Annotated in this window: 24 protein-coding genes; 15 read left to right on the top strand and 9 right to left on the bottom strand. The window is 58.5% G+C overall.

Annotated elements, in window-relative coordinates; genetic code table 11:
- Window positions 1-346: 346 nt before the first annotated feature.
- A complete protein-coding gene (locus tag ACWIKB_RS03830; protein ID WP_475265377.1) occupies window positions 347-1,567 on the bottom strand; it encodes a CaiB/BaiF CoA transferase family protein in 1,221 nt (406 codons plus the stop codon).
- Window positions 1,568-1,580: 13 nt separating this feature from the next.
- Entirely contained in the window at window positions 1,581-2,762 is a 1,182-nt protein-coding gene (locus ACWIKB_RS03825; RefSeq protein WP_163910462.1) for an acyl-CoA dehydrogenase, read from the bottom strand.
- Between the two features lie 157 nt (window positions 2,763-2,919).
- On the opposite strand from ACWIKB_RS03825, the gene ACWIKB_RS03820 reads away from it, so the two are divergent.
- The 10 genes from ACWIKB_RS03820 to ACWIKB_RS03775 all read left to right on the top strand — a co-directional run bounded on the left by ACWIKB_RS03820 (window position 2,920) and on the right by ACWIKB_RS03775 (window position 12,792).
- Entirely contained in the window at window positions 2,920-3,819 is a 900-nt protein-coding gene (locus ACWIKB_RS03820) for a LysR family transcriptional regulator (protein ID WP_475265376.1), read from the top strand.
- Between the two features lie 435 nt (window positions 3,820-4,254).
- A complete protein-coding gene (locus ACWIKB_RS03815; RefSeq protein WP_475265375.1) occupies window positions 4,255-5,376 on the top strand; it encodes a Re/Si-specific NAD(P)(+) transhydrogenase subunit alpha in 1,122 nt (373 codons plus the stop codon).
- Window positions 5,377-5,391: 15 nt separating this feature from the next.
- Window positions 5,392-5,715, top strand: a complete 324-nt coding sequence (locus ACWIKB_RS03810; RefSeq protein ID WP_007947884.1) for an NAD(P) transhydrogenase subunit alpha part 2 — start codon at window positions 5,392-5,394, stop codon at window positions 5,713-5,715.
- Window positions 5,715-7,151 (top strand): NAD(P)(+) transhydrogenase (Re/Si-specific) subunit beta, encoded by a 1,437-nt coding sequence (locus tag ACWIKB_RS03805; protein WP_123513379.1) that lies wholly within the window; start codon window positions 5,715-5,717, stop codon window positions 7,149-7,151. The genes ACWIKB_RS03810 and ACWIKB_RS03805 overlap by 1 nt, the downstream gene beginning before the upstream one ends.
- 179 nt (window positions 7,152-7,330) lie before the next feature.
- Window positions 7,331-8,824, top strand: a complete 1,494-nt coding sequence (locus ACWIKB_RS03800; RefSeq protein WP_475265374.1) for an acetyl-CoA hydrolase/transferase family protein — start codon at window positions 7,331-7,333, stop codon at window positions 8,822-8,824.
- Window positions 8,825-9,143: 319 nt separating this feature from the next.
- Window positions 9,144-9,359 (top strand): DUF1127 domain-containing protein, encoded by a 216-nt coding sequence (locus ACWIKB_RS03795; RefSeq protein WP_030129620.1) that lies wholly within the window; start codon window positions 9,144-9,146, stop codon window positions 9,357-9,359.
- Between the two features lie 384 nt (window positions 9,360-9,743).
- Complete coding sequence (locus ACWIKB_RS03790; RefSeq protein ID WP_475265373.1) at window positions 9,744-10,061, top strand: DUF2388 domain-containing protein; 318 nt, start codon at window positions 9,744-9,746, stop codon at window positions 10,059-10,061.
- Window positions 10,062-10,168: 107 nt separating this feature from the next.
- The gene (locus ACWIKB_RS03785) at window positions 10,169-10,486 is read left to right on the top strand and encodes a DUF2388 domain-containing protein (protein WP_475265372.1); all 318 of its coding nucleotides are present in this window, start codon (window positions 10,169-10,171) and stop codon (window positions 10,484-10,486) included.
- Window positions 10,487-10,513: 27 nt separating this feature from the next.
- Window positions 10,514-10,834 (top strand): DUF2388 domain-containing protein, encoded by a 321-nt coding sequence (locus tag ACWIKB_RS03780; protein WP_475265371.1) that lies wholly within the window; start codon window positions 10,514-10,516, stop codon window positions 10,832-10,834.
- Window positions 10,831-12,792, top strand: coding sequence for a DUF7844 domain-containing protein (locus ACWIKB_RS03775; protein ID WP_475265370.1), 1,962 nt, complete (start codon window positions 10,831-10,833; stop codon window positions 12,790-12,792). The genes ACWIKB_RS03780 and ACWIKB_RS03775 overlap by 4 nt, the downstream gene beginning before the upstream one ends.
- 143 nt (window positions 12,793-12,935) lie before the next feature.
- On the opposite strand, the gene ACWIKB_RS03770 is transcribed toward ACWIKB_RS03775, so the two are convergent.
- The 3 genes from ACWIKB_RS03770 to trpB all read right to left on the bottom strand — a co-directional run bounded on the left by ACWIKB_RS03770 (window position 12,936) and on the right by trpB (window position 15,563).
- Window positions 12,936-13,394 carry an anti-virulence regulator CigR family protein gene (locus tag ACWIKB_RS03770; RefSeq protein WP_054617212.1) on the bottom strand — a complete coding sequence of 153 codons (459 nt, stop codon included), beginning with the start codon at window positions 13,392-13,394 and terminating at the stop codon, window positions 12,936-12,938.
- Window positions 13,395-13,515: 121 nt separating this feature from the next.
- Window positions 13,516-14,328, bottom strand: coding sequence for a tryptophan synthase subunit alpha (gene trpA, locus ACWIKB_RS03765; protein WP_475265369.1), 813 nt, complete (start codon window positions 14,326-14,328; stop codon window positions 13,516-13,518).
- Window positions 14,328-15,563, bottom strand: coding sequence for a tryptophan synthase subunit beta (gene trpB, locus ACWIKB_RS03760; RefSeq protein WP_475265368.1), 1,236 nt, complete (start codon window positions 15,561-15,563; stop codon window positions 14,328-14,330). Before trpB ends, trpA begins: the two co-directional genes overlap by 1 nt.
- Before the next feature lie 112 nt (window positions 15,564-15,675).
- Between trpB and ACWIKB_RS03755 the strand changes: the two genes are divergently transcribed.
- On the top strand, window positions 15,676-16,569 hold the full coding sequence (locus tag ACWIKB_RS03755) for a LysR family transcriptional regulator (RefSeq protein WP_475265367.1): 894 nt from the start codon (window positions 15,676-15,678) through the stop codon (window positions 16,567-16,569).
- Here the strand turns inward: ACWIKB_RS03755 and ACWIKB_RS03750 are convergent.
- Window positions 16,566-16,892 (bottom strand): ElaB/YgaM/YqjD family protein, encoded by a 327-nt coding sequence (locus ACWIKB_RS03750; protein WP_054047930.1) that lies wholly within the window; start codon window positions 16,890-16,892, stop codon window positions 16,566-16,568. The two genes, ACWIKB_RS03755 and ACWIKB_RS03750, sit on opposite strands and share 4 nt — an antisense overlap.
- 157 nt (window positions 16,893-17,049) lie before the next feature.
- On the opposite strand from ACWIKB_RS03750, the gene ACWIKB_RS03745 reads away from it, so the two are divergent.
- Together ACWIKB_RS03745 and ACWIKB_RS03740 are read left to right on the top strand one after the other, a co-directional pair.
- A complete protein-coding gene (locus ACWIKB_RS03745) occupies window positions 17,050-17,265 on the top strand; it encodes a dodecin (RefSeq protein ID WP_054047931.1) in 216 nt (71 codons plus the stop codon).
- Window positions 17,266-17,387: 122 nt separating this feature from the next.
- Window positions 17,388-17,612: a DUF1161 domain-containing protein gene (locus ACWIKB_RS03740; protein ID WP_475265366.1), complete on the top strand. Its 225-nt coding sequence runs from the start codon at window positions 17,388-17,390 to the stop codon at window positions 17,610-17,612.
- 63 nt (window positions 17,613-17,675) lie between these two features.
- Here the strand turns inward: ACWIKB_RS03740 and ACWIKB_RS03735 are convergent, their stop codons facing one another.
- Window positions 17,676-18,677 (bottom strand): LLM class flavin-dependent oxidoreductase, encoded by a 1,002-nt coding sequence (locus ACWIKB_RS03735; RefSeq protein WP_475265365.1) that lies wholly within the window; start codon window positions 18,675-18,677, stop codon window positions 17,676-17,678.
- Window positions 18,678-18,915: 238 nt separating this feature from the next.
- On the opposite strand from ACWIKB_RS03735, the gene ACWIKB_RS03730 reads away from it, so the two are divergent.
- Both ACWIKB_RS03730 and ACWIKB_RS03725 read left to right on the top strand, forming a co-directional pair.
- The gene (locus ACWIKB_RS03730) at window positions 18,916-19,347 is read left to right on the top strand and encodes an OsmC family protein (RefSeq protein ID WP_064675278.1); all 432 of its coding nucleotides are present in this window, start codon (window positions 18,916-18,918) and stop codon (window positions 19,345-19,347) included.
- Between the two features lie 251 nt (window positions 19,348-19,598).
- A complete protein-coding gene (locus tag ACWIKB_RS03725; RefSeq protein WP_475265364.1) occupies window positions 19,599-19,832 on the top strand; it encodes a DUF1161 domain-containing protein in 234 nt (77 codons plus the stop codon).
- A 5-nt stretch (window positions 19,833-19,837) separates the two neighbouring features.
- Here the strand turns inward: ACWIKB_RS03725 and ACWIKB_RS03720 are convergent, their stop codons facing one another.
- Together ACWIKB_RS03720 and ACWIKB_RS03715 are read right to left on the bottom strand one after the other, a co-directional pair.
- On the bottom strand, window positions 19,838-20,257 hold the full coding sequence (locus ACWIKB_RS03720) for a PA0061/PA0062 family lipoprotein (RefSeq protein WP_475265363.1): 420 nt from the start codon (window positions 20,255-20,257) through the stop codon (window positions 19,838-19,840).
- Between the two features lie 40 nt (window positions 20,258-20,297).
- Complete coding sequence (locus tag ACWIKB_RS03715; protein ID WP_475265362.1) at window positions 20,298-20,720, bottom strand: PA0061/PA0062 family lipoprotein; 423 nt, start codon at window positions 20,718-20,720, stop codon at window positions 20,298-20,300.
- Window positions 20,721-20,726: the final 6 nt, after the last annotated feature.

The following is a 20,726-nucleotide window of genomic DNA, read 5'->3' as shown; positions in this document are numbered from 1 at the left end:
TTCAGAAGTTTTCAAAGTTTCCTCTGCAACTTCAACCACTTGCGCTTTCGATCTCTCGTTAGCGGGAGGCGAATTCTACAGCGTTACTCGCTGCTGTCAACACCTCTTTTTCAACTCCTTTCGTGCTTCGATGAACTGAAGCAACCTGCTGCCAAAACCTGCTTAACTCTTTGTTTACCAAGGAGTTTTCCGTTTCGACTGCGCCGGAAGTGGGGCGAATTATAGACTTCCAGAATCTGCCGTCAAGCACTGATTTTGCTTTTCTATCAATCAGTTGCAGAAAACCCAAAAACAGCGCGATTCCTTCTATCTTCTATATAGAAGCGCTTCTATATAGAAGGAATCCTCAAAGCACCCCAGCCTCTTTGAAAGAAGCCACAGCGTCGGCATCCAAACCCAACACCCGCTGCAATACCTCCAGCGTGTGCTCCCCTAATAGAGGAGGCGCGTTGCGGTACTCCACTGGCGTCTCGGACAATCGAATCGGGCTCGCCACCTGAGGCACCATCCCGGCCAGCACATGCGGCAGCTCTATGGCCAACCCCCGCGCCTGAACCTGCGGATCAGCAAACACCTGCGCCAGATCATTGATCGGCCCACACGGCACGCCAGCCTGCTCGAGCTGCAGCACCCACTCAGCGGTGGTTTTGAACACCGTCGCCTGGCGGATCAACGGAATCAGCACCGCACGGTTAGCCACCCGCAGCTTGTTAGTGGCAAAGCGCGGATCATCTGCCCACTGCGGCTGACCCGCCACCTCGGCAAACTTGCGGAACTGACCGTCATTACCCACGGTGAGGATGAAATCGCCATCCGCTGTAGGAAAGTCCTGATAAGGCACGATGTTCGGGTGCGCATTCCCCAAGCGCTTGGGCGCATTGCCGGTAGTCAGGTAATTCATCGCCTGGTTAGCCAGGCAAGCCACCTGCACATCCAGCAGCGCCATATCGATGTGCTGGCCACCGCCGTCATGCTCCCGATGCGCCAGTGCCGCCAGAATTGCGACCGTCGAATAAAGCCCGGTCAGAATGTCCGTCAGCGCTACGCCGACTTTAACCGGCCCCGCACCTTCATCACCTTCAGGCCGACCGGTCAGGCTCATCAAGCCGCCCAACCCCTGGATCATGAAGTCATAACCCGCGCGCTTGGCGTAAGGCCCGGTCTGGCCAAACCCGGTGATCGAGCAGTAGATCAAATCCGGATTGATTGCCTTGAGCGATTCGTAGTCCAGCCCATAAGCCGCCAGGCCTCCGACCTTGAAGTTCTCGATCAGAATGTCCGACTTCGCCGCCAGATCACGCACCAGCTTCTGGCCTTCAGGCCGGGTGAAGTCGATGGTTACCGATTGCTTGTTGCGATTGGCCGACAGGTAATAAGCGGCCTCACTGGTGTTCTCGCCATAGGCGTCTTTAAGGAACGGAGGCCCCCAGGCGCGCGTGTCGTCGCCATTGCCCGGGCGCTCGACCTTGATCACTTCTGCGCCAAGGTCCGCCAGGATCTGCCCGGACCAAGGCCCAGCCAGCACGCGCGATAAATCCAGTACCCGTAGATGCGAAAGCGCGCCCATGGCCGTTCTCCTATTAATAGAACGCCTGGATGCCGGTCTGCGCGCGACCAAGAATCAGCGCGTGCACGTCATGCGTACCTTCGTAGGTGTTCACCACTTCCAGGTTGACCAGGTGGCGTGCAACACCGAACTCATCGGAGATACCGTTGCCACCCAGCATGTCGCGGGCCATGCGTGCGATATCCAGGGATTTGCCGCAGGAGTTACGCTTCATCATCGAAGTGATCTCGACCGCAGCCGTGCCTTCATCCTTCATACGGCCCAGACGCAGACAGCCTTGCAGCGCCATGGTGATTTCGGTCTGCATGTCAGCCAGTTTCTTCTGGATCAACTGAGTGGCAGCCAATGGGCGACCGAACTGCTGACGATCCAGGGTGTATTGGCGAGCGGTGTGCCAGCAGAACTCGGCAGCGCCCAACGCGCCCCACGAAATGCCATAACGCGCAGAGTTGAGGCAGGTAAACGGACCTTTCAGACCACGGACATCCGGGAAGATGTTCTCTTCAGGGACAAACACATTGTCCATGACGATTTCACCGGTAATGGACGCACGCAGGCCAACCTTGCCGTGAATCGCCGGAGCGCTCAGGCCTTTCCAGCCCTTCTCCAGAACAAAGCCACGGATATCGCCGGCATCGTCCTTGCCCCAGACCACGAACACATCGGCGATCGGGCTGTTAGTGATCCACATTTTGCTGCCGGTCAGGCTGTAGCCGCCTTCCACTTTGCGTGCACGAGTAATCATCGCGCCCGGGTCGGAACCGTGGTTCGGCTCTGTCAGACCGAAGCAACCGATCCATTCGCCGGTAGCCAGTTTGGGAAGGTACTTCTGCTTTTGCGCTTCAGTACCGAATTCATTGATCGGCACCATGACCAGCGAGGACTGCACGCTCATCATCGAGCGGTAGCCGGAGTCGACGCGCTCGACTTCACGAGCGATCAGGCCGTAGCTCACGTAGTTCAGGCCGCTGCCACCGTACTCTTCGGGAATGGTCGCGCCCAACAGGCCCACTTCGCCCATCTCGCGGAAAATCGCCGGATCGGTCTTTTCATGACGGAAAGCTTCGAGAACACGTGGCGCGAGCTTCTGCTGAGCGAACTGCTCGGCGGTGTCGCGGATCATGCGTTCTTCTTCGGTGAGCTGTTGATCCAGCAGCAGGGGATCGATCCAGTTGAAGCTAGCTTTACCGCCCATGAGTGAGTCCTCTCGAATCGGGTCAAATAACGTGGACTGATCCTAGGCGCGCTTCGCCGTCTCGGCAAACGAGGATTTCGCATACTGTTGTGCTAATTTCTCACTCCGAAGCATCGCGAAAGGTCATTAATGCGATGTATTAGTGAGGTTCACGTACATGCGCAGGAAAATCCCCAGCACCACCGCCCTGATCAGCTTCGAAGCGGCAGCGCGCCACGAGAGCTTTACCAAAGCGGCTCAGGAACTCTCCCTCACCCAGGGCGCAATTTGCCGACAGATCGCCAGCCTTGAAGAGTTCCTCAGCGTCGAACTGTTCCGACGCTCCCGACGCGGTGTGAAGCTGACAGAAGCCGGTCTTTCCTACAGCCGACGCGTGGCCACCCAACTCGACGCCGTTGAACGGGACACGCTTTCGGTGATGGGCCAGCAAGGCGCTAACGTTATCGAACTGGCGGTGGTGCCCACTTTCGGAACCCAATGGCTGTTACCCCGACTCAAGGACTTCCAGCACAAACACCCGGAGGTGACGGTCAACCTGACCAACCGCACACGGCCATTCCTGTTTGCCGACACCGAGTTCGATGCCGCGATCTACTTTGGCGATGCGGACTGGTCGGGTACCGAATCCCACAGACTGATGGGAGAAAATCCGATGCCGGTGTGCAGTCCCGTCTTACTGGGTAAAAAGACAAGTCTGACGCCCGCAGAAATCGCGGAATTACCGCTATTGCAACAAACCACCCGCCCCTACGCGTGGCGCCAGTGGTTCAATTCCCAGAACCTGAATATCCCACGCGACATGACAGGCCCGCGTTACGAGCTATTCTCCATGCTTGCCCAAGCGGCCATGCACGATATGGGGATCGCGCTGATTCCACCGTTCCTGATTCGGCGCGAATTGGCGGAGAAGCGCTTGGTGATTGCAAATCCTCAAGCCCTGTCGAGCATCAAGGCTTATTACCTGATGATTCCTGAACGAAAGGTCGAATCGGCGTCTTTAAGGGCTTTTCGCGACTGGCTGGTAAATCAGGCGCACAGCTACAGCCTCGAAGGATAAAGGCTTTAGGCGATTATCTGACCTCGTAGTCAGCAAAAACAAAACACTACAGATATAAGTATTTGTCGCATATTCATAGACTGTACTGACATGCAGTACAAACGTCCCACAAGTGCCTGAAGTCGTGGCCTTGAGCCTCTATTTCGAGGCAATGACCACTCATTCACCGCGCCGATGTGGAAATAGTTGAATTTCGACCAGAATCCTTACAAGGCACGGCCTGCAAGGGATTGAACCGGCTAGTTGCGACATTCGGTCACGGGGTGACTTGTAGTTAATTTTCCGTCACCCGTCATAATCCCTTGAAGGGCACAAAGTTCGCCTGCAAAATGCCGCGCCCCGCCCTGATTTGGCGGGATCGTGCTGATCGGCCGCCCCAGCCGCACCATCCGTAGTGCATGGGTTTACTCAATAAGATCACGCAGGAGATTTGACGTGCACATTGGTGTTCCTCTCGAAACCCAGACGGGTGAAACACGGGTTGCTGCAACCCCGGAAACCATCAAGAAGCTGATCGGCCAGGGTCATAAGGTCACTGTTCAAAGCGGCGCCGGCGTAAAAGCCAGCGTTGTCGACAGTGCTTATGAAGCGGCAGGCGCAACCATTGGCAGCGCCAACGATGCGTTTGGTGCCGAGCTGATTCTCAAGGTGGTCGCCCCCAGCGACAGCGAGCTGACTCTGATCAAGAGCGGCACCGTCGTCGTCGGCATGCTCAACCCGTTCAGCAATGAAACCATCGCCAAACTGGCCGAGTGCGGCATTACCGCGTTCGCGCTGGAAGCTGCGCCGCGCACCTCCCGCGCACAAAGCCTGGATGTGCTGTCCTCTCAAGCGAACATTGCCGGTTACAAATCCGTGCTGCTCGCTGCCCACTACTATCCACGCTTCATGCCGATGTTGATGACGGCAGCGGGCACCGTGAAAGCGGCGCGCGTGCTGATTCTCGGCGCTGGCGTCGCTGGTTTGCAGGCGATTGCCACGGCGAAACGTCTGGGTGCGGTGATCGAAGCGTCTGACGTGCGTCCTGCGGTTAAAGAGCAGATCGAATCCCTCGGCGCCAAATTCGTCGACGTGCCTTACGAGACCGATGAAGAGCGTGAATGCGCCGTCGGTGTTGGCGGTTACGCGCGACCAATGCCCGCCAGCTGGATGCAGCGCCAGGCCCTGGCCGTGCACGAACGCGCCAAGCAGGCGGACATCGTCATTACCACTGCACTGATCCCGGGCCGCAAGGCACCAACGCTGCTGAGCGCCGAAACCGTGGCGCAGATGAAGCCAGGCTCGGTGGTCATCGACCTCGCCGCCGCCCAGGGTGGCAACTGCCCGCTGACCGTGGCAGACCAAGTGGTCGTCGAAAATGGCGTGACCATTTGCGGCCCGACCAACCTGGCCGGTGAAGTCGCCGCAGATGCATCGGCGCTGTACGCCCGCAACTTGCTGGACTTCCTGAAGCTGGTCTTCAACAAAGAAGGCCAGTTCGAAGTGAACCTAGAAGACGACATCGTCGCCGCGTGCCTGATGTGCCGCGACGGCCAAGTCATCCGCAAAAACGCCTAAGCAGGGATTCAGACGATGGAAGAGCTTATCTCCCCCGGTATCTACAACCTGATCATCTTCGTGCTGGCGATTTATGTCGGTTATCACGTGGTCTGGAACGTTACACCTGCACTGCACACGCCATTGATGGCAGTCACTAACGCGATCTCGGCAATCGTGATCGTCGGCGCCATGCTGGCAGCCGCTTTGACCGTGACACCGCTGGGCAAAACCATGGGCACCCTGGCGGTGGCTCTGGCGGCGGTGAACGTGTTTGGTGGCTTCCTGGTCACCCGCAGGATGCTTGAGATGTTCAAGAAAAAAGCCCCGAAAGTCGTAAAAGAAGAGGCGCCTAAGTAATGAGCATGAATCTCGTCACGACGCTCTACTTGATCGCGTCGATCTGCTTTATCCAGGCCCTCAAAGGCCTGTCGCACCCGACCACGTCGCGGCGCGGCAACGTGTACGGCATGCTCGGCATGGCGCTGGCGATCCTCACCACCGTTGGCCTCATTTATAAGCTGGGCGCTGAGCTTGCCACTGCGGGCATCGGCTACGTGATCGTCGGCCTGCTGGTCGGCGGCACTGCCGGTTCGATCATGGCCAAGCGCGTTGAAATGACCAAGATGCCGGAACTGGTCGCCTTCATGCACAGCATGATCGGTATGGCCGCGGTGTTCATTGCCATCGCTGCGGTGGTTGAGCCTCAGTCGCTGGGTATCGTTAAACAGCTGGGGGATTCGATTCCTGCCGGTAACCGTCTGGAGCTGTTCCTCGGCGCGGCCATCGGTGCAATCACCTTCTCCGGTTCGGTAATCGCCTTCGGCAAGCTGTCGGGCAAGTACAAGTTCCGTCTGTTTCAAGGCGCACCGGTACAGTTCGGCGGCCAGCACAAGCTGAACCTGGTGCTGGGTCTGGCGACACTGGCGCTGGGCGTTACCTTTATGTTGACTGGTAACCTCAACGCTTTCGCGCTGATGCTAGCCCTGGCCTTCGTGCTGGGCGTGCTGATCATCATCCCGATTGGTGGCGCGGACATGCCTGTAGTCGTGTCGATGCTCAACAGCTACTCCGGTTGGGCAGCAGCGGGGATCGGCTTCTCGCTGAACAACTCGATGCTGATCATCGCCGGTTCGCTGGTAGGTTCGTCCGGTGCAATCCTCTCGTACATCATGTGCAAGGCGATGAACCGCTCCTTCTTTAATGTGCTGCTCGGCGGTTTCGGCAACACGGCGGACGCAGCCGGCCCTGCAGGCTCGAAAGAAGCCCGCCCGGTGAAATCCGGTTCGGCTGACGACGCGACCTTCCTGCTGACCAACGCCGACACCGTGATCATCGTTCCGGGCTACGGCCTGGCGGTAGCACGGGCGCAACACGCGCTCAAGGAACTGACCGAGAAGCTGACCCATCGCGGCGTGACCGTGAAGTACGCGATTCACCCGGTTGCCGGTCGGATGCCTGGCCACATGAACGTATTGCTGGCCGAGGCCGAAGTGCCTTACGACCAGGTGTTCGAGATGGAAGACATCAACTCCGAGTTCGGCCAGGCCGACGTGGTGCTGGTGCTGGGTGCCAACGACGTGGTCAACCCGGCGGCCAAGAACGATCCGAAATCGCCGATTGCCGGCATGCCGATTCTCGAAGCGTTCAAGGCCAAGACCATCATCGTCAACAAGCGCTCGATGGCCAGCGGCTATGCCGGTCTGGACAACGAACTGTTCTACCTCGACAAAACCATGATGGTCTTCGGCGATGCCAAGAAGGTCATTGAAGACATGGTCAAAGCTGTCGAGTAAAACCTGCTCCAGCGCAATACCCAAAACCTCAGCCTTTAGTAGGCTGGGGTTTTTTATTCCCCGTGAAACCCGACCAAAGGCTCTAAATCAGGGCTCGGCATTCGACCATGGTAGCGGGACGGATTTTTTTCAAATCACTAGACTGCGTACCTTGCTTCCGTTGCCCGAGATAACAATCCATGTACCGTGATCGTATTCGCTTGCCTTCGTTGTTGGATAAGGTGATGAGCGCCGCTGACGCTGCCGCTCTGATTGAGGACGGCATGACCGTCGGCATGAGCGGTTTCACCCGCGCCGGCGAAGCCAAGGCTGTGCCGCACGCATTGGCTGAGCGCGCCAAAATCAGTCCGCTGAAAATCACCTTGATGACCGGCGCGAGCCTGGGCAACGACCTCGATAAACAGCTGACCGAAGCCGGCGTCTTGTCACGGCGCATGCCGTTCCAGGTCGATAGCACCCTGCGCAAGGCGATCAACGCCGGCGAAGTCATGTTCATCGACCAGCATTTGTCGGAAACAGTCGAGATGCTGCGCAACCAGCAACTTACGCGGCCGGACATCGCGGTGATTGAAGCCGTGGCGATTACCGAGCAGGGCCATATTGTGCCGACGACGTCGGTGGGCAACTCGGCCAGCTTCGCGATCTTCGCCAAGCACGTCATCGTCGAGATCAACATGGCGCATAACCCGAATCTGGAAGGGTTGCACGACATCTATATCCCGACCTACCGCCCGACCCGCACGCCGATTCCGCTGGTGAAGGTCGACGATCGCATCGGCAGCACCGCCATTCCGATCCCGCCGGAGAAGATTGTCGCGATCGTGATCACCAATCAGTCCGACTCGCCGTCTACCGTGCTCCCGCCGGACACCGACACCCAGGCCATTGCCGATCACCTGATCGATTTCTTCAAACAGGAAGTGGCCGCCGGGCGCATGACCAACAAACTTGGCCCGTTGCAGGCCGGGATCGGCACCATCGCCAACTCGGTGATGTGTGGCTTGATCGACTCGCCGTTCGAAGACCTGACCATGTATTCCGAAGTGTTGCAGGATTCGACGTTCGATCTGATCGACGCCGGCAAACTGAGCTTTGCCTCGGGCAGTTCGATCACTTTGTCGGCCCGGCGCAATGCAGATGTGTTCGGCAATCTGGAGCATTACAAAGACAAGCTGGTATTGCGCCCCCAGGAAATCTCCAACCACCCGGAAGTGGTTCGGCGCTTGGGCATCATCGGCATCAACACCGCGCTGGAGTTCGACCTGTACGGCAACGTCAACTCCACCCACGTCTGTGGTACGCGGATGATGAACGGCATTGGCGGTTCGGGTGACTTCGCGCGCAATGCGCACCTGTCGATCTTCGTCACCAAGTCGATTGCCAAGGGCGGCGCGATTTCCAGCGTGGTGCCGATGGTCAGCCACGTCGACCACACAGAGCATGACGTCGACATCCTGGTGACCGAGATCGGCCTGGCCGACCTGCGAGGCCTGGCGCCGCGGGAGCGGGCTCGGGTAGTCATCGACAACTGTGTGCACCCGGACTATCGCGAAGCCCTGAATGATTACTTCACGGCGGCCTGTGCAATCGGTGGACACACCCCGCACATCCTGCGCGACGCCCTGAGCTGGCACATTAACCTGGAAGAAACCGGGCGGATGCTGAAGGTCTGATTGACGTAAAACACAGCTGACGCAAACACAGTTGCGTCAGCTGCTTCTTGCAGCACTCCATTCTGACGAAAACTGTACTGCTGTACTGGTCTTTTCCTACCGCAAACACCTACATTTCCGAGTCGACTTGCCTAAAATGCACTGAGTTAGTGCAGACAGGTACAGTTGCCTCAATTTCGACCAGTACACCACCTATAAACAGTTAATTGATCCCTCACAATACAAGTGAACTGTATCTAGAGGGACTGGCCAAACAAGAGGATCATTGGCATCAGTTAAACCACTACCTAATCCCGCCACAAGCGGAAGGATGTCAACCATGGAACGTACACTCAGTTCCGAACTGTTCTTCGAAGATACCGCTGCAAAAACCCAGGCTTCCATGCCTCTTCGCGTTATCGCCAACTTGATGTTGTGGCAGCGCCGCATTACCAGCCGCCATCAACTGGCTCGTCTGGATTCGCGTCTGCTGGCTGATGCCGGGATTAGCGAAGCACAACGCTACGAAGAGCTGAGCAAGCCGTTCTGGCGCTAAGTAGCGTCGCTGGCTCTGACCTGTAGGGTCCACCGCCAGCAACCCGAATTGAACAAACAAAACCCGTCGTGGGAAACCACGACGGGTTTTGTCGTTTCAGGGTCATAAAAAGCCATACCAGCACAGTTTTATAGAATCGCATATAAGACGGTACACTTTTGCAGGAGCTGCCGAAGGCTGCGATCTTTTGATCTTGTTTAAAAGCAAAATCAAAAGATCGCAGCCTTCTACAGCTCTTACGTATCGTTTCATCTGCATGGGCTGTTCGAATCCATCCTCGTCAGCCTAATATCCGATCAGAACGTGGCGAACGCGGCATGACCAGCGTCTGACCCTCAAGACACTGCGCCACCTCTCAATCGGTTTATCCAAAGGAGTTTCCCCATGTCCCGTCTTCGTCTGCTGAGCGCTGCAGCCCTGCTCGCCGTGGCTGCCAATGCCCACGCCACCAGTTTTATCGTGACCACCGACGCTGTCGTTGGCGCTCTCAAATCCAGTTCCGACGCCACCTCCGATGCTTCTTCTTCACTGCGTGACAACAAAATCGTGCGTGCCGCGCGCGATGACGCCGCCAGCTTCGTCGCCAGCAATGGCGACATTCGTGGCGTAAAACTGGAAAGTGCGTTCAACGAAATCCGCCATCAGGCGCCCCAGTTGAACGCGACCGACGCACAGTTGGCCCAAGCCATCCTGGCGATCTGAGCATCAACGCAACGGCGGGACACGCCCATCGTGTCCCAATGTTTCGGCGCTGGCTCTAGTCCGGGCGTTGCGCTAGCCTTGAGGCTCGCTTACAGCTATCGAGTCTCATGCGTTTTCTTTCAAATCTGTTATTCATTCCGGCATTTATGGCGGCCTGCTGGTCGGCCCCGACCCATGCCTTCGACGCCTTCAACCTCTCTACACAAGGCACTGTGGTCAGTGGTTACGCCACAAGCATGGTGACCTCTGCGCCCTTCGACCATAAACTGCTGATCGCCGCTCAGGATGACGCTGCGGCTTTCATCGCCAGTGACGGCCAACTGCGAGGAGCGCAACTGGAGTCCGCCCTGGTTTACCTGCGCCGGACCCAGCCAAAACTTCATGCCAGCGACCTTGAACTGGCACAGGCAATTCTCGTCCAATAGTTATCATCGTTCCTCCGGAGTCGTTCCATGCGTAGCCCGCTGATTGCTGCCACCCTTGGCCTGCTGTTGTTGGCCGACGTGGCCCAGGCACACACCCTGGTTGCCACCAGTAACATGATCATCCGTGCCACCCAGCGCACGCTTGATTTCACGTCCGATACCACCACTTCGATTCGCGATTCGAAGATCGTGCGCGAAGCCCATGACGATGCGGCCAGCTTCGTCGCCAGCGATGGCGACATTCGTGGTGCGCACCTGGAAGCGGCCATCAACACCTTGCGCACCCGCGTACCGGAAGCCCGCGACGCCAGTGATCAGGTTCTCGCCGAAGCCATCCTCGCACTGTGAGGTCGCTCAGCACCTGGCTGCTGGCCGGGGTGGTGTTGCTGCTTGGCAACACCGCCCAGGCGAGCCTGCAATTACGCCTCAAGACTGACGGTCTGAACCCCGCGCAAGTGCAGGCCAGCCAGGCGCTGCTCGATGAAGCGATGCAGGCGTTGCCGCCACGCTTCATCGAACAACTGGATCGGCGCATCGACGTCGGCTGGACCGACGAAATGCCCGGCAACGCCTATGGCCAGGCGTCGTTGGTGTCCGAACTCGATCTGAACCGCAATCTGCTCGCCAGTCTCACCGATGGCAGCGCCGCGACCAAAAAGACCTATCGCCCCCATGGCACCGTGCGCAGGGAAATGCTTGCCACGGTCCTGCACGAACTCACCCATATTTATGACCGCTCGCGCCTGTGGCCAGACGCCGAGCGCACGCTGATCCAGCGCTGTAGCCAGCGCAACAGCAGCTCCGGGCTGGTCGGCATCCCCGATCAATGCCGCGGCCAGACAACACGACGCTTTACCCTCAGCGACGACCCGCGCCTGCTGGATCTGGCCGGCTGGCCGCAATACGTCGGCCGGCGTGGCGAACGCGAACAGCACAATCGGCAAGTCGCCCGCAGCCCGGACATCTACGAGACCACCAATCCCAAGGAGTTCGTGGCGGTCAACATGGAGTATTTCCTCCTCGACCCGAGCTACGCCTGCCGACGTCCGGCGCTGTACCGCTACTACAAGGACCATTTCGGCTGGGCGCCCGCCGCCAAAGACACCTGCGCCAAGTCCTTCGCGTTCCTGAATGCCGGCAACGACTTCGCCAAGACACCGCTTGGCCAAGTTGATCCGGAGCGGGTCTACGCGGTGGACTATCTGCTGGCCGAAGCCAACCAGAACTGGGTCAGCCGCTGGGGCCACAGCATGTTGCGTCTGGTGATCTGTGCACCGGGCCGTCCACGCGGGCCGGATTGCCGACTGGATCTGGACCAACACTTGGTGCTCTCTTACCGCGCCTTTGTGGGTGACGTACAACTGTCGAGTTGGGACGGATTGGTCGGCAAATATCCATCGCGCCTGTTTGTCTTGCCGCTGGCTCAGGTGATCGACGAATACACCAAGACCGAACTGCGCAGCCTCGCCTCGGTGCCGCTGAACCTGTCGCGCACCGAAATCGAAGAAGTGGTGGAACATGCGGCGGAGATGCACTGGAGTTACGACGGCAACTACTTCTTCCTGTCGAACAATTGCGCGGTCGAAAGCCTGAAACTGTTGCGCAGCGGCAGCAACAACGCGCAACTGACCGGACTGGACAGCATCATGCCCAACGGTTTGCTCGAGGTGCTCAAGGGGCGCGGACTGGCGGACACCAGCGTACTGGACGACCCGCGCGAAGCCTTGCGTCTGGGTTACCGCTTCGACTCCTTCCGCGATCGCTACCAAGCGATGTTCGAAGTGCTGAAGAAACACTTGCCGATCAAGCAGGCCACGGTCGAAGACTGGCTTTCATTGAGCGCTGAAGAACGGCGTAAATGGATCGATCAAGCTGATTTGCGCACCAGCGCGGCATTGCTGTTGCTGGAGCAGGCTAGTTTCCGTCGCCAATTGCAGTTGGCCCAGGATGAAGTGAAGCAGCGCTACCTGGGCGCCCGAGAACTGAAAAACGGCGGCATGGACAAGGCCAACGCGACCTTGCAACAGATACTCGCCAACAGCGGCTTCCTTAGCCGCCCAGCCGAGTTGCTGGGTTCCGGTGGTTATGGCTTGCCACAGCCGAGCGAGTCCGCGCGCCTTGAATCGGAAACCAGCCTGCGCCAGAAACAGCTGCAATCGCTGACCGGGGATCTGGATAAGGAAGTGCGGGCGTTGTTGGAGCCGAGTCGAGCGGCGGAGATTGCGGCCAATGAAGCCAATTTGAAGCAGGTTGGCAAGCATTTGCGGGCGTTGCATAAAGCGGCGGGCGGGTTGGAGTTGCCTTAAAACGAGGACCTCTGCGAAATGAGAGGTCCTCTGTGGCGAGCGGGCTTGCCCCCGTTGGATCGCGAAGCGGCCCCAATCTGTAAATCCTGCGTCTGCTTCGCAGCCGAACGGGGGCAAGCCCCCTCGCCACAACTGATTGCAGATCAGTTCAACACGTTATCCAGAATTTCATAAACAATCCCGGTCCCCACGGCGATCAGCACAATATCGCCACCAGCCCGACGCCACTCGTAACCCTGATATTGCGGCAGGCGGCCCAAGGCTCGGCCGTCCAGGCGCTCACCGTAATACCCGTGAGGCAACGGCCGGCCACGTTCCAGACGAATACCAGGAGGCGGCGGCGCACCGCGTACGAAATAACCATGATTGTCATGAATGGTCTGACGTACCGGGCCAAAGTCCCGTGGCGGAGGGCCGCCGCGATGGTTGTCCTGCGGGCCACGGTGATCGTCGCCGCGATTGTCACCGCGGTTATCGTGTTGGCCCTGCTGCGGGCCGCCGTGGTCGTGGTCGTCGCGCTGGTCGGCGCTGGCGTGCAGCAACGGGGTCGCACTGAGCATCAGCACGCCCAGGCTGGCAATCAGACGTTTCGGCATTTTCATCGGGGGTTTCCTCACTGCACAAACAGCAAAAAGGGATTCAGAACGCGGTCCTGAATCCCTCGGTCTTGCTATTTAGTCTGTGCCGCGAGGCGCTAATTCCTCTGTATCAAGAACTTTACCTTCAGCTGACCCGGGCCTTACGCACACCCTCGGAAAGCGCGGCGCAAAGGCTCAGCACGCCGTCGATTGCCTGATCCGGTGTCGAGGCATTGGCGATGTGATCGATCAGTGCCGAACCCACCACCACACCGTCCGCCAGACGCGCGATGGACGCCGCTTGCTCCGGTGTACGAATCCCGAAACCAATGCTGATCGGCAGGTCGGTGTGGCGGCGCAGACGTGCGACGGCCTCTTCTACGTGCTCCAGCGTTGCCGCACCCGCACCGGTCACACCGGCCACAGACACGTAGTAGACGAAACCGGAGCTGCCGTTCAGAACGGTCGGCAGACGCACATCATCGGTAGTTGGTGTGGTGAGACGGATGAAGTCCAGACCGGCAGCCTGAGCCGGATCGCACAGCTCACCGTTATGTTCCGGCGGCAGATCGACCACGATCAAGCCATCGACACCAGCGTCTTTGGCGTCAGCGATAAAACGCGGCACGCCATACATGTGAATCGGGTTGAAGTAACCCATCAGCACCAGCGGCGTCTCGGTATTGCCTTCACGGAACTCGCGAACCATTTGCAGGGTTTTCGCCAGGTTCTGTTTGGCGCCCAGGGCGCGGATGTTGGCCAACTGGATCGCGGGGCCGTCGGCCATCGGGTCGGTGAAGGGCATGCCCAACTCGATCACGTCGGCGCCAGCGCCCGGCAAGCCTTTGAGGATTGCGAGCGAGGTGTCATAGCTCGGGTCGCCGGCGGTGACGAAGGTCACCAGGGCGGCGCGGTTTTGTTCCTTGAGTTCGGCAAAGCGCGTTTGCAGGCGGCTCATCAGTGTTTCTCCTGCTTGGACTGCTCTTGTTGGGAGTTTTCCATGTGGTGCATCACGGTTTGCATGTCTTTGTCGCCACGGCCGGACAGGTTGACCACCATCAGGTGATCTTTTGGCAGGTTCGGTGCGCGTTTGAACACTTCGGCCAAGGCGTGGGCGCTTTCCAGTGCAGGAATAATCCCTTCCAGGCGGCAGCATTTGTGGAATGCATCGAGGGCTTCATCGTCAGTCACCGAGGTGTATTGGACGCGGCCGATGTCGTGCAACCAGGCGTGTTCAGGGCCGATGCCTGGATAGTCGAGGCCGGCAGAGATCGAGTGCGCGTCGATGATCTGGCCATCGTCGTCCTGCAACAGGAAGGTGCGGTTGCCGTGCAACACACCCGGTACACCGCCGTTCAGGCTGGCCGCGTGTTTGCCGGTCTCGATGCCGTAACCGGCGGCTTCGACGCCGATGATCTCGACGCTCTTGTCGTCGAGGAACGGGTGGAACAGGCCCATGGCGTTGGAACCACCGCCGATGCAGGCCACCAGGCTGTCCGGCAGGCGGCCTTCCTGGTCTTGCAGTTGCGTACGGGTTTCCTTGCCGATTACAGCCTGGAAGTCGCGAACCATTGCAGGGTATGGGTGCGGACCGGCGACGGTGCCGATCAGGTAGAAAGTGCTGTCGACGTTGGTCACCCAGTCACGCAGGGCTTCGTTCATCGCGTCTTTCAGAGTGCCGGTGCCGGCCACCACCGGAATCACTTCGGCGCCCAGCAGCTTCATGCGAAACACGTTGGCTTGCTGACGCTCGATGTCGGTAGTGCCCATGTAGATCACGCAATCCAGACCGAAACGCGCAGCCACGGTGGCGGTCGCCACGCCGTGCATACCGGCGCCGGTCTCGGCGATGATGCGTTTCTTGCCCATGCGCCGCGCCAGCAGGATCTGGCCGATGCAGTTGTTGATCTTGTGCGCGCCGGTGTGGTTCAGCTCTTCGCGCTTGAGGTAAATCTTCGCACCGCCGCAGAATTCGGTCAGGCGTTCAGCGTAATAAAGCGGACTTGGACGACCGACGTAGTCGCGCTGGAAGTAGGCCAATTCTTCTTTGAATGCCGGATCTTCCTTGGCCAGTTCGTATTCACGGGCCAGGTCGAGGATCAACGGCATCAGGGTTTCGGCAACGTAACGGCCGCCGAACGAGCCAAACAGGCCGTTGGCATCGGGGCCGTTGCGCAAATTAGTCTGGGTCATGGGTCGCTCCAGTTGGATTCGTGTGATGACAATGACGCTCACTCTACCCCTGACGTTTCGCTCTGAAAACCGATAAGATCGCCGCAACCTGTCAGGAAAACTCACAGATCCCATGAGCCACGACCTCCCCCCGCTGAACGCCCTTCGCGCCTTCGAAGCCACTGCCCGCTTGAACAGCGTCAGTCAGGCCGCCGAACAGCTGCACGTCACCCACGGTGCGGTCAGCCGGCAATTGAAGGTGCTTGAAGAACACCTTGGCGTGAGTCTGTTCATCAAGGACGGACGTGGCCTTAAACTCACAGATGCCGGCATCCGTTTGCGTGACGCCAGCGCTGAAGCGTTCGAGCGATTGCGCACAGTCTGTACAGAACTGACCCAAAGCACTGCCGATGCGCCGTTCGTGCTCGGCTGCTCGGGCAGCTTGCTGGCGCGCTGGTTCATTCCGCGCCTCGGGCGATTGAATGCGGACCTGCCGGACCTGCGCCTGCACCTGTCAGCCGGGGAAGGCGATCTCGATCCACGCCGGCCCGGGCTGGACGCCTTGCTGGTGTTTGCCGAGCCGCCGTGGCCAGCGGACATGCAAGTCTATGAACTGGCCAGCGAACGCATCGGCCCCGTCATGAGCCCACGCTTCGCCGGCTACGAACGGCTGCAACAGGCGCCGGCCAGCGCGCTATTGAGCGAGCCGCTGCTGCACACCACCTCGCGCCCGCAGGCCTGGCCGAGTTGGGCACAGCAAAGCGGCCTCGACGCCAAGGCGTTGAAGTACGGTCAGGGTTTCGAGCATTTGTATTATTTGCTGGAAGCTGCGGTGGCGGGTCTGGGTGTGGCGATTGCCCCTGAGCCACTGGTGGCCGAGGATTTGAAAGCCGGCCGCCTGGTCGCGCCGTGGGGTTTCAGTGAAACCCCGGCGCAACTGGCGTTGTGGCTACCCAAGCGCGCCGCAGACGGGCGCGCTCGGCAGTTGGCGCAGTGGCTCAAGAATGAGCTGCGCCAAGCGGATTAGTCGCCGCGTTTGCACAACAGGTAAGCCGCGAGCAGACCCAGTGCACCAACGGCGACACCCGCTGTAGTCCAAGGGTGTTCCTGGGCGTAGTCCCGAGTTGCGATCCCGGTTTCGCGGGTTTTCACTTTAACTTCTTCATAAGCGTCGCTCAGCAGATGGCGAGAATGCTTCAGCGCGTTCTCGGCGTTGCTTTTCAGCGCCTTGAGGGTTTTACGCGACTCGTCCGAGGCGTCGTCCTTCAGGTTTTCCAGCGACTTGAGAAGACTCTCGATCTCGGCTTCCATGCTTTGCAATGAGGCTTTACGTAAAGAGGTGTTGGCCATGGTGGCTCTCCTTCATTGGTGATGAGTAGCGTGTGTTGGTTGGGACTTCAGGGGTTTGAGAAAGTGCAGTAAATCTGAACTTTGCTGTGGGAATGGCCGACAGAAGTAATACGAAAAATCACTGCTAGGCTGTATTTCATACCCCAAGGAGAACGCCATGACTGACCATCACACCTACAAGAAAGTCGAGCTGGTTGGCTCGTCCCCTACCAGCATCGAAGACGCCATCAACAATGCGCTGGCCGAAGCCAGCAAAAGCCTCAAGCACCTGGAATGGTTTGAAGTGACCGAGACCCGCGGCCACATCAAGGACGGCAAGGCAGCCCACTTCCAGGTGACGTTGAAAGTCGGGTTCAGGATTGCCAGTAGCTGAGTTTGAGATAGTCTTCTGAACTTGCGCGCTGGCCGAGTGCCATAGGGAATGGCAAAGCGCTACATGTGTGCACCTGGCTACTTGCCGGGTGCCCCTATTGATCCGACCAGGGAATGCGACCGATGAAGAAGTTTATTTTGGCAGTAGGTTTGTTGAGCCTTGCAGGAACAGCCTTTGCTGACGGCAAGTCATGTGAAGAGCTGAAAGCTGAAATTGCCGCGAAAATCGATGCCAAAGGCGCGTCGAATTACACACTGGAAATTGTCGATAAAGGCGCCGCTGCCGGCGGAAAAGTCGTCGGCAAGTGTGAAAAAGGCTCCAAGGAAATCGTCTACAAGAGAGGCTGATTTCCCTCAAGAATGAAAAAGCCGACGCATTGCGTCGGCTTTTTTATGCCCGCGGTTTGAGCGTCAGCCCTTCATGACCTGCGCCAGCAACTCGTAGGAATGTATGCGATCGGCGTGTTCATACAGGTCGCAGGTAAAGATCAACTCGTCAGCCTGGGTCTGCTCAATCAGCACGTCCAGTTTGGCGCGGATTTTCTGCGGGCTGCCGACCATGGCCAGACCGAGGAAATCGCCGACCGCTTCTTTCTCGTGCGGCAACCACAGGCCGTCCATGGTTTTCACCGGTGGACGCTGCACCAGGCTCTGGCCACGCATCAGGGCAAGGATTCGCTGGTAGACCGAAGTAGCCAGGTAATCGGCCTGTTCGTCGGTATCGGCTGCCACCAACGGTACGCCGAGCATCACGTAAGGCTTGTCCAGAACTGCCGAAGGCTTGAAGTGATTGCGGTAGACGCGGATCGCCTCGTGCATGAAGCGCGGTGCGAAATGTGAAGCAAAGGCGTAGGGCAAACCGCGCTCACCGGCCAGTTGCGCACTGAACAGACTCGAACCCAGCAACCAGACCGGGACATTGGTGCCGGTGCCCGGCATCGCGATGATGCGCTGATCCGGTGTGCGCGGGCCGAGGTAGCGCACCAGTTCTGCAACGTCTTCCGGGAAATCATCGGCGCTGCCGGAGCGTTCACGGCGCAGTGCGCGGGCGGTCATCTGATCGGAACCGGGGGCGCGGCCCAGGCCCAGGTCGATACGACCGGGATACAGGCTTTCCAGGGTGCCGAACTGTTCGGCGATCACCAATGGCGCATGGTTAGGCAGCATCACGCCACCGGAGCCGACGCGAATGGTCGAGGTGCCACCGGCCAGGTAACCGAGCAGCACCGAGGTCGCGGAACTGGCGATGCCGTCCATGTTGTGGTGTTCGGCGACCCAAAAGCGGTTGTAGCCAAATTTTTCGACATGCTGCGCTAGGTCCAGGGAATTGCGCAGCGACTGGGCTGCACTGCCGTTCTCCCGCACGGGCACCAGGTCGAGAGTGGAGTACTTGATATCGGACAATCGTTTCATAAACCTGCTTCTCCAAGGGGGCGCAGGTTTTTTCATGAACGAAAACCTGCCGAGTCTAAAAGCGCTCCCTATGCAATGAGGGCATATACCCGAGATTCAATAGCAGAGACGAATTTGCTTACCAGATAAGCGGTTTGATCCGACAAGATGAACTTTGCCAAGTCTTCTATCCTCAGAACCCTTAGCAACCGAAAACCACGAAGGCGCGACATCCGCGCCGGATCTTGAGGAGGCAGACATGGCTATCACTAAGAAAGCATCGGCTCATTGGGAAGGTGATCTGAAAACCGGCATCGGTTCGATTTCCACGGAAACCGGTGTACTCAGGGAAGCGCCCTACGGCTTCAAGGCCCGTTTCGAGGGCGGCAAGGGCACCAATCCGGAAGAGCTGATCGGCGCAGCCCACGCGGGCTGTTTCTCCATGGCGTTTTCGATGATTCTCGGCGATGCCGGCCTCAAGGCTGACAGCATCGATACCAATGCCGAGGTTACGCTGGATCAAGTCGAAGGTGGTTTTGCGATCACCGCGGTGAAACTGATCCTCAAGGCAAAAATCCCCGGGGCGACCCAGGCGCAATTTGAAGAGCTGAGCAACAAGGCCAAAGAAGGCTGCCCGGTGTCCAAGGTGCTGAATGCCAAAATCAGCCTGGATGCTACGTTGGTTAGCTGATCTTGATATGGCTTTGAATCGGCGCTGATTGCACTGGCGCCTTCGCGAGCAAGCCCGCTCCCACATTTGGAATGTATTTCAAATTGTGGGAGCGGGCTTGCTCGCGAAGGCGACCTTATAAACGACACAACTCCATGGCTGAAACGGTGGGTTGTGACTGATATCAGAACTCCCCTCGCAAAACAGTGGTCGAATAAATGACAGCAGCTTCAGCGCATAGACATGCGCGCTGCCTCAAGGGAGCTTTAACCATGAAACGTTTTGCCTTGGCGATTATCTGTTGCGCGCTGGCCACCTCGGCCTTGGCGGAGCCGAAATCCTGCGAAGAACTCAAGGCCGAGATCGAGGCCAAGATCCAGGCCAATAACGTCTCGTCCTACACCCTGGAAATCGTCACCAATGACGAAGTCCACGATCAGAACATGGTCGTTGGTTCATGCGAAAACGGCACCAAGAAGATCATCTACCAAAAGAACGATCGCTGATCGGCCTAGGGCACGCAGTTGATCTGCCGTTCGGTGGCGACAATCTGACCTTGGGTATTCAGCAGTCGGGCGCTCGGGGTAAAGGAGAGGGAGCGCCCTTCCAGGCGATAGTGCTGGCCGGCTTCAAAGTGATCATATTGCACGATCATGTAGCACAGCCGCTCCTGCGGATCGCTCAGCATCCCCAGCCCTCCCGCAAACGTCTCGAAATCGAAACGCACCGTCAACTCGTGGCTGCCAGGGGTAACCTGAAAGAAGCGACCATCGCGTAAGCGCTGATTGTCGAGCCTCTCCGCCATCAATAATTTACCGCCTGGGGTCGGCGTCGCGAGGTCAACCCACGCCATCTGCGGATTGACGTCAGGCAACGGGCTCACGCAACCGGCAATAACGCTCACACCGAGCAACAACAATAACCTGCGCATGATGAATGTCCCGATGATTGGGCATTCAGCATAACGCCGATCAGGTGTGTTGGCAGCCAGCAGGTGTACCCTGCCCAATGACTTTTCGCTGCTGATCGTAGAGTTTTACCCACGGCCGAAAACCGATATTCCCCGCTTGCAGTTGATAACGCTCGCCGGCATTGAAATCCTTGAATTTCACGCTCATCTGGCAATCGCGCCACAGCGGCTCGGAATCCGGGCCGATGTTGGTCGGCTGCACCGCGAACTGATAGCGAACCTTCAATTCATGGCTGCCGGGCTGCACTTCGAAGAAGCGCTTGTCGGTGGCGGCCTTGTCATCAACCTTCAACGCTTGCAACGCGGAGTCTTCCTGTTTCGAAGCCAGGTCGATCCACGCTTGGGACGGATCCGGGTCGGGCATTCCAAATCCGGCACAACCGGCCAGCGTCAGCAGGCCTCCTGTCAGCATCAACTTGCGCATAGCGGA

This window comes from Pseudomonas sp. 5Vm1k, from assembly GCF_056161485.1.
Note: the sequence above shows the minus strand (reverse complement) of the source record. Positions and strands in the feature narration are given on the sequence as shown.

Excerpts from the sequence above, each read along its gene's own strand:
- ACWIKB_RS03830 (WP_475265377.1), bottom strand. The coding sequence starts at position 1,567 with ATGGGCGCGCTTTCGCATCTACGGGTACTGGATTTATCGCGCGTGCTG.
- ACWIKB_RS03825 (WP_163910462.1), bottom strand. The coding sequence starts at position 2,762 with ATGGGCGGTAAAGCTAGCTTCAACTGGATCGATCCCCTGCTGCTGGAT.
- ACWIKB_RS03820 (WP_475265376.1), top strand. The coding sequence starts at position 2,920 with ATGCGCAGGAAAATCCCCAGCACCACCGCCCTGATCAGCTTCGAAGCG.
- ACWIKB_RS03810 (WP_007947884.1), top strand. The coding sequence starts at position 5,392 with ATGGAAGAGCTTATCTCCCCCGGTATCTACAACCTGATCATCTTCGTG.
- ACWIKB_RS03805 (WP_123513379.1), top strand. The coding sequence starts at position 5,715 with ATGAGCATGAATCTCGTCACGACGCTCTACTTGATCGCGTCGATCTGC.
- ACWIKB_RS03800 (WP_475265374.1), top strand. The coding sequence starts at position 7,331 with ATGTACCGTGATCGTATTCGCTTGCCTTCGTTGTTGGATAAGGTGATG.
- ACWIKB_RS03795 (WP_030129620.1), top strand. The coding sequence starts at position 9,144 with ATGGAACGTACACTCAGTTCCGAACTGTTCTTCGAAGATACCGCTGCA.
- ACWIKB_RS03790 (WP_475265373.1), top strand. The coding sequence starts at position 9,744 with ATGTCCCGTCTTCGTCTGCTGAGCGCTGCAGCCCTGCTCGCCGTGGCT.
- ACWIKB_RS03785 (WP_475265372.1), top strand. The coding sequence starts at position 10,169 with ATGCGTTTTCTTTCAAATCTGTTATTCATTCCGGCATTTATGGCGGCC.
- ACWIKB_RS03780 (WP_475265371.1), top strand. The coding sequence starts at position 10,514 with ATGCGTAGCCCGCTGATTGCTGCCACCCTTGGCCTGCTGTTGTTGGCC.
- ACWIKB_RS03770 (WP_054617212.1), bottom strand. The coding sequence starts at position 13,394 with ATGAAAATGCCGAAACGTCTGATTGCCAGCCTGGGCGTGCTGATGCTC.
- trpA (WP_475265369.1), bottom strand. The coding sequence starts at position 14,328 with ATGAGCCGCCTGCAAACGCGCTTTGCCGAACTCAAGGAACAAAACCGC.
- trpB (WP_475265368.1), bottom strand. The coding sequence starts at position 15,563 with ATGACCCAGACTAATTTGCGCAACGGCCCCGATGCCAACGGCCTGTTT.
- ACWIKB_RS03755 (WP_475265367.1), top strand. The coding sequence starts at position 15,676 with ATGAGCCACGACCTCCCCCCGCTGAACGCCCTTCGCGCCTTCGAAGCC.
- ACWIKB_RS03750 (WP_054047930.1), bottom strand. The coding sequence starts at position 16,892 with ATGGCCAACACCTCTTTACGTAAAGCCTCATTGCAAAGCATGGAAGCC.
- ACWIKB_RS03745 (WP_054047931.1), top strand. The coding sequence starts at position 17,050 with ATGACTGACCATCACACCTACAAGAAAGTCGAGCTGGTTGGCTCGTCC.
- ACWIKB_RS03740 (WP_475265366.1), top strand. The coding sequence starts at position 17,388 with ATGAAGAAGTTTATTTTGGCAGTAGGTTTGTTGAGCCTTGCAGGAACA.
- ACWIKB_RS03735 (WP_475265365.1), bottom strand. The coding sequence starts at position 18,677 with ATGAAACGATTGTCCGATATCAAGTACTCCACTCTCGACCTGGTGCCC.
- ACWIKB_RS03730 (WP_064675278.1), top strand. The coding sequence starts at position 18,916 with ATGGCTATCACTAAGAAAGCATCGGCTCATTGGGAAGGTGATCTGAAA.
- ACWIKB_RS03725 (WP_475265364.1), top strand. The coding sequence starts at position 19,599 with ATGAAACGTTTTGCCTTGGCGATTATCTGTTGCGCGCTGGCCACCTCG.
- ACWIKB_RS03720 (WP_475265363.1), bottom strand. The coding sequence starts at position 20,257 with ATGCGCAGGTTATTGTTGTTGCTCGGTGTGAGCGTTATTGCCGGTTGC.
- ACWIKB_RS03715 (WP_475265362.1), bottom strand. The coding sequence starts at position 20,720 with ATGCGCAAGTTGATGCTGACAGGAGGCCTGCTGACGCTGGCCGGTTGT.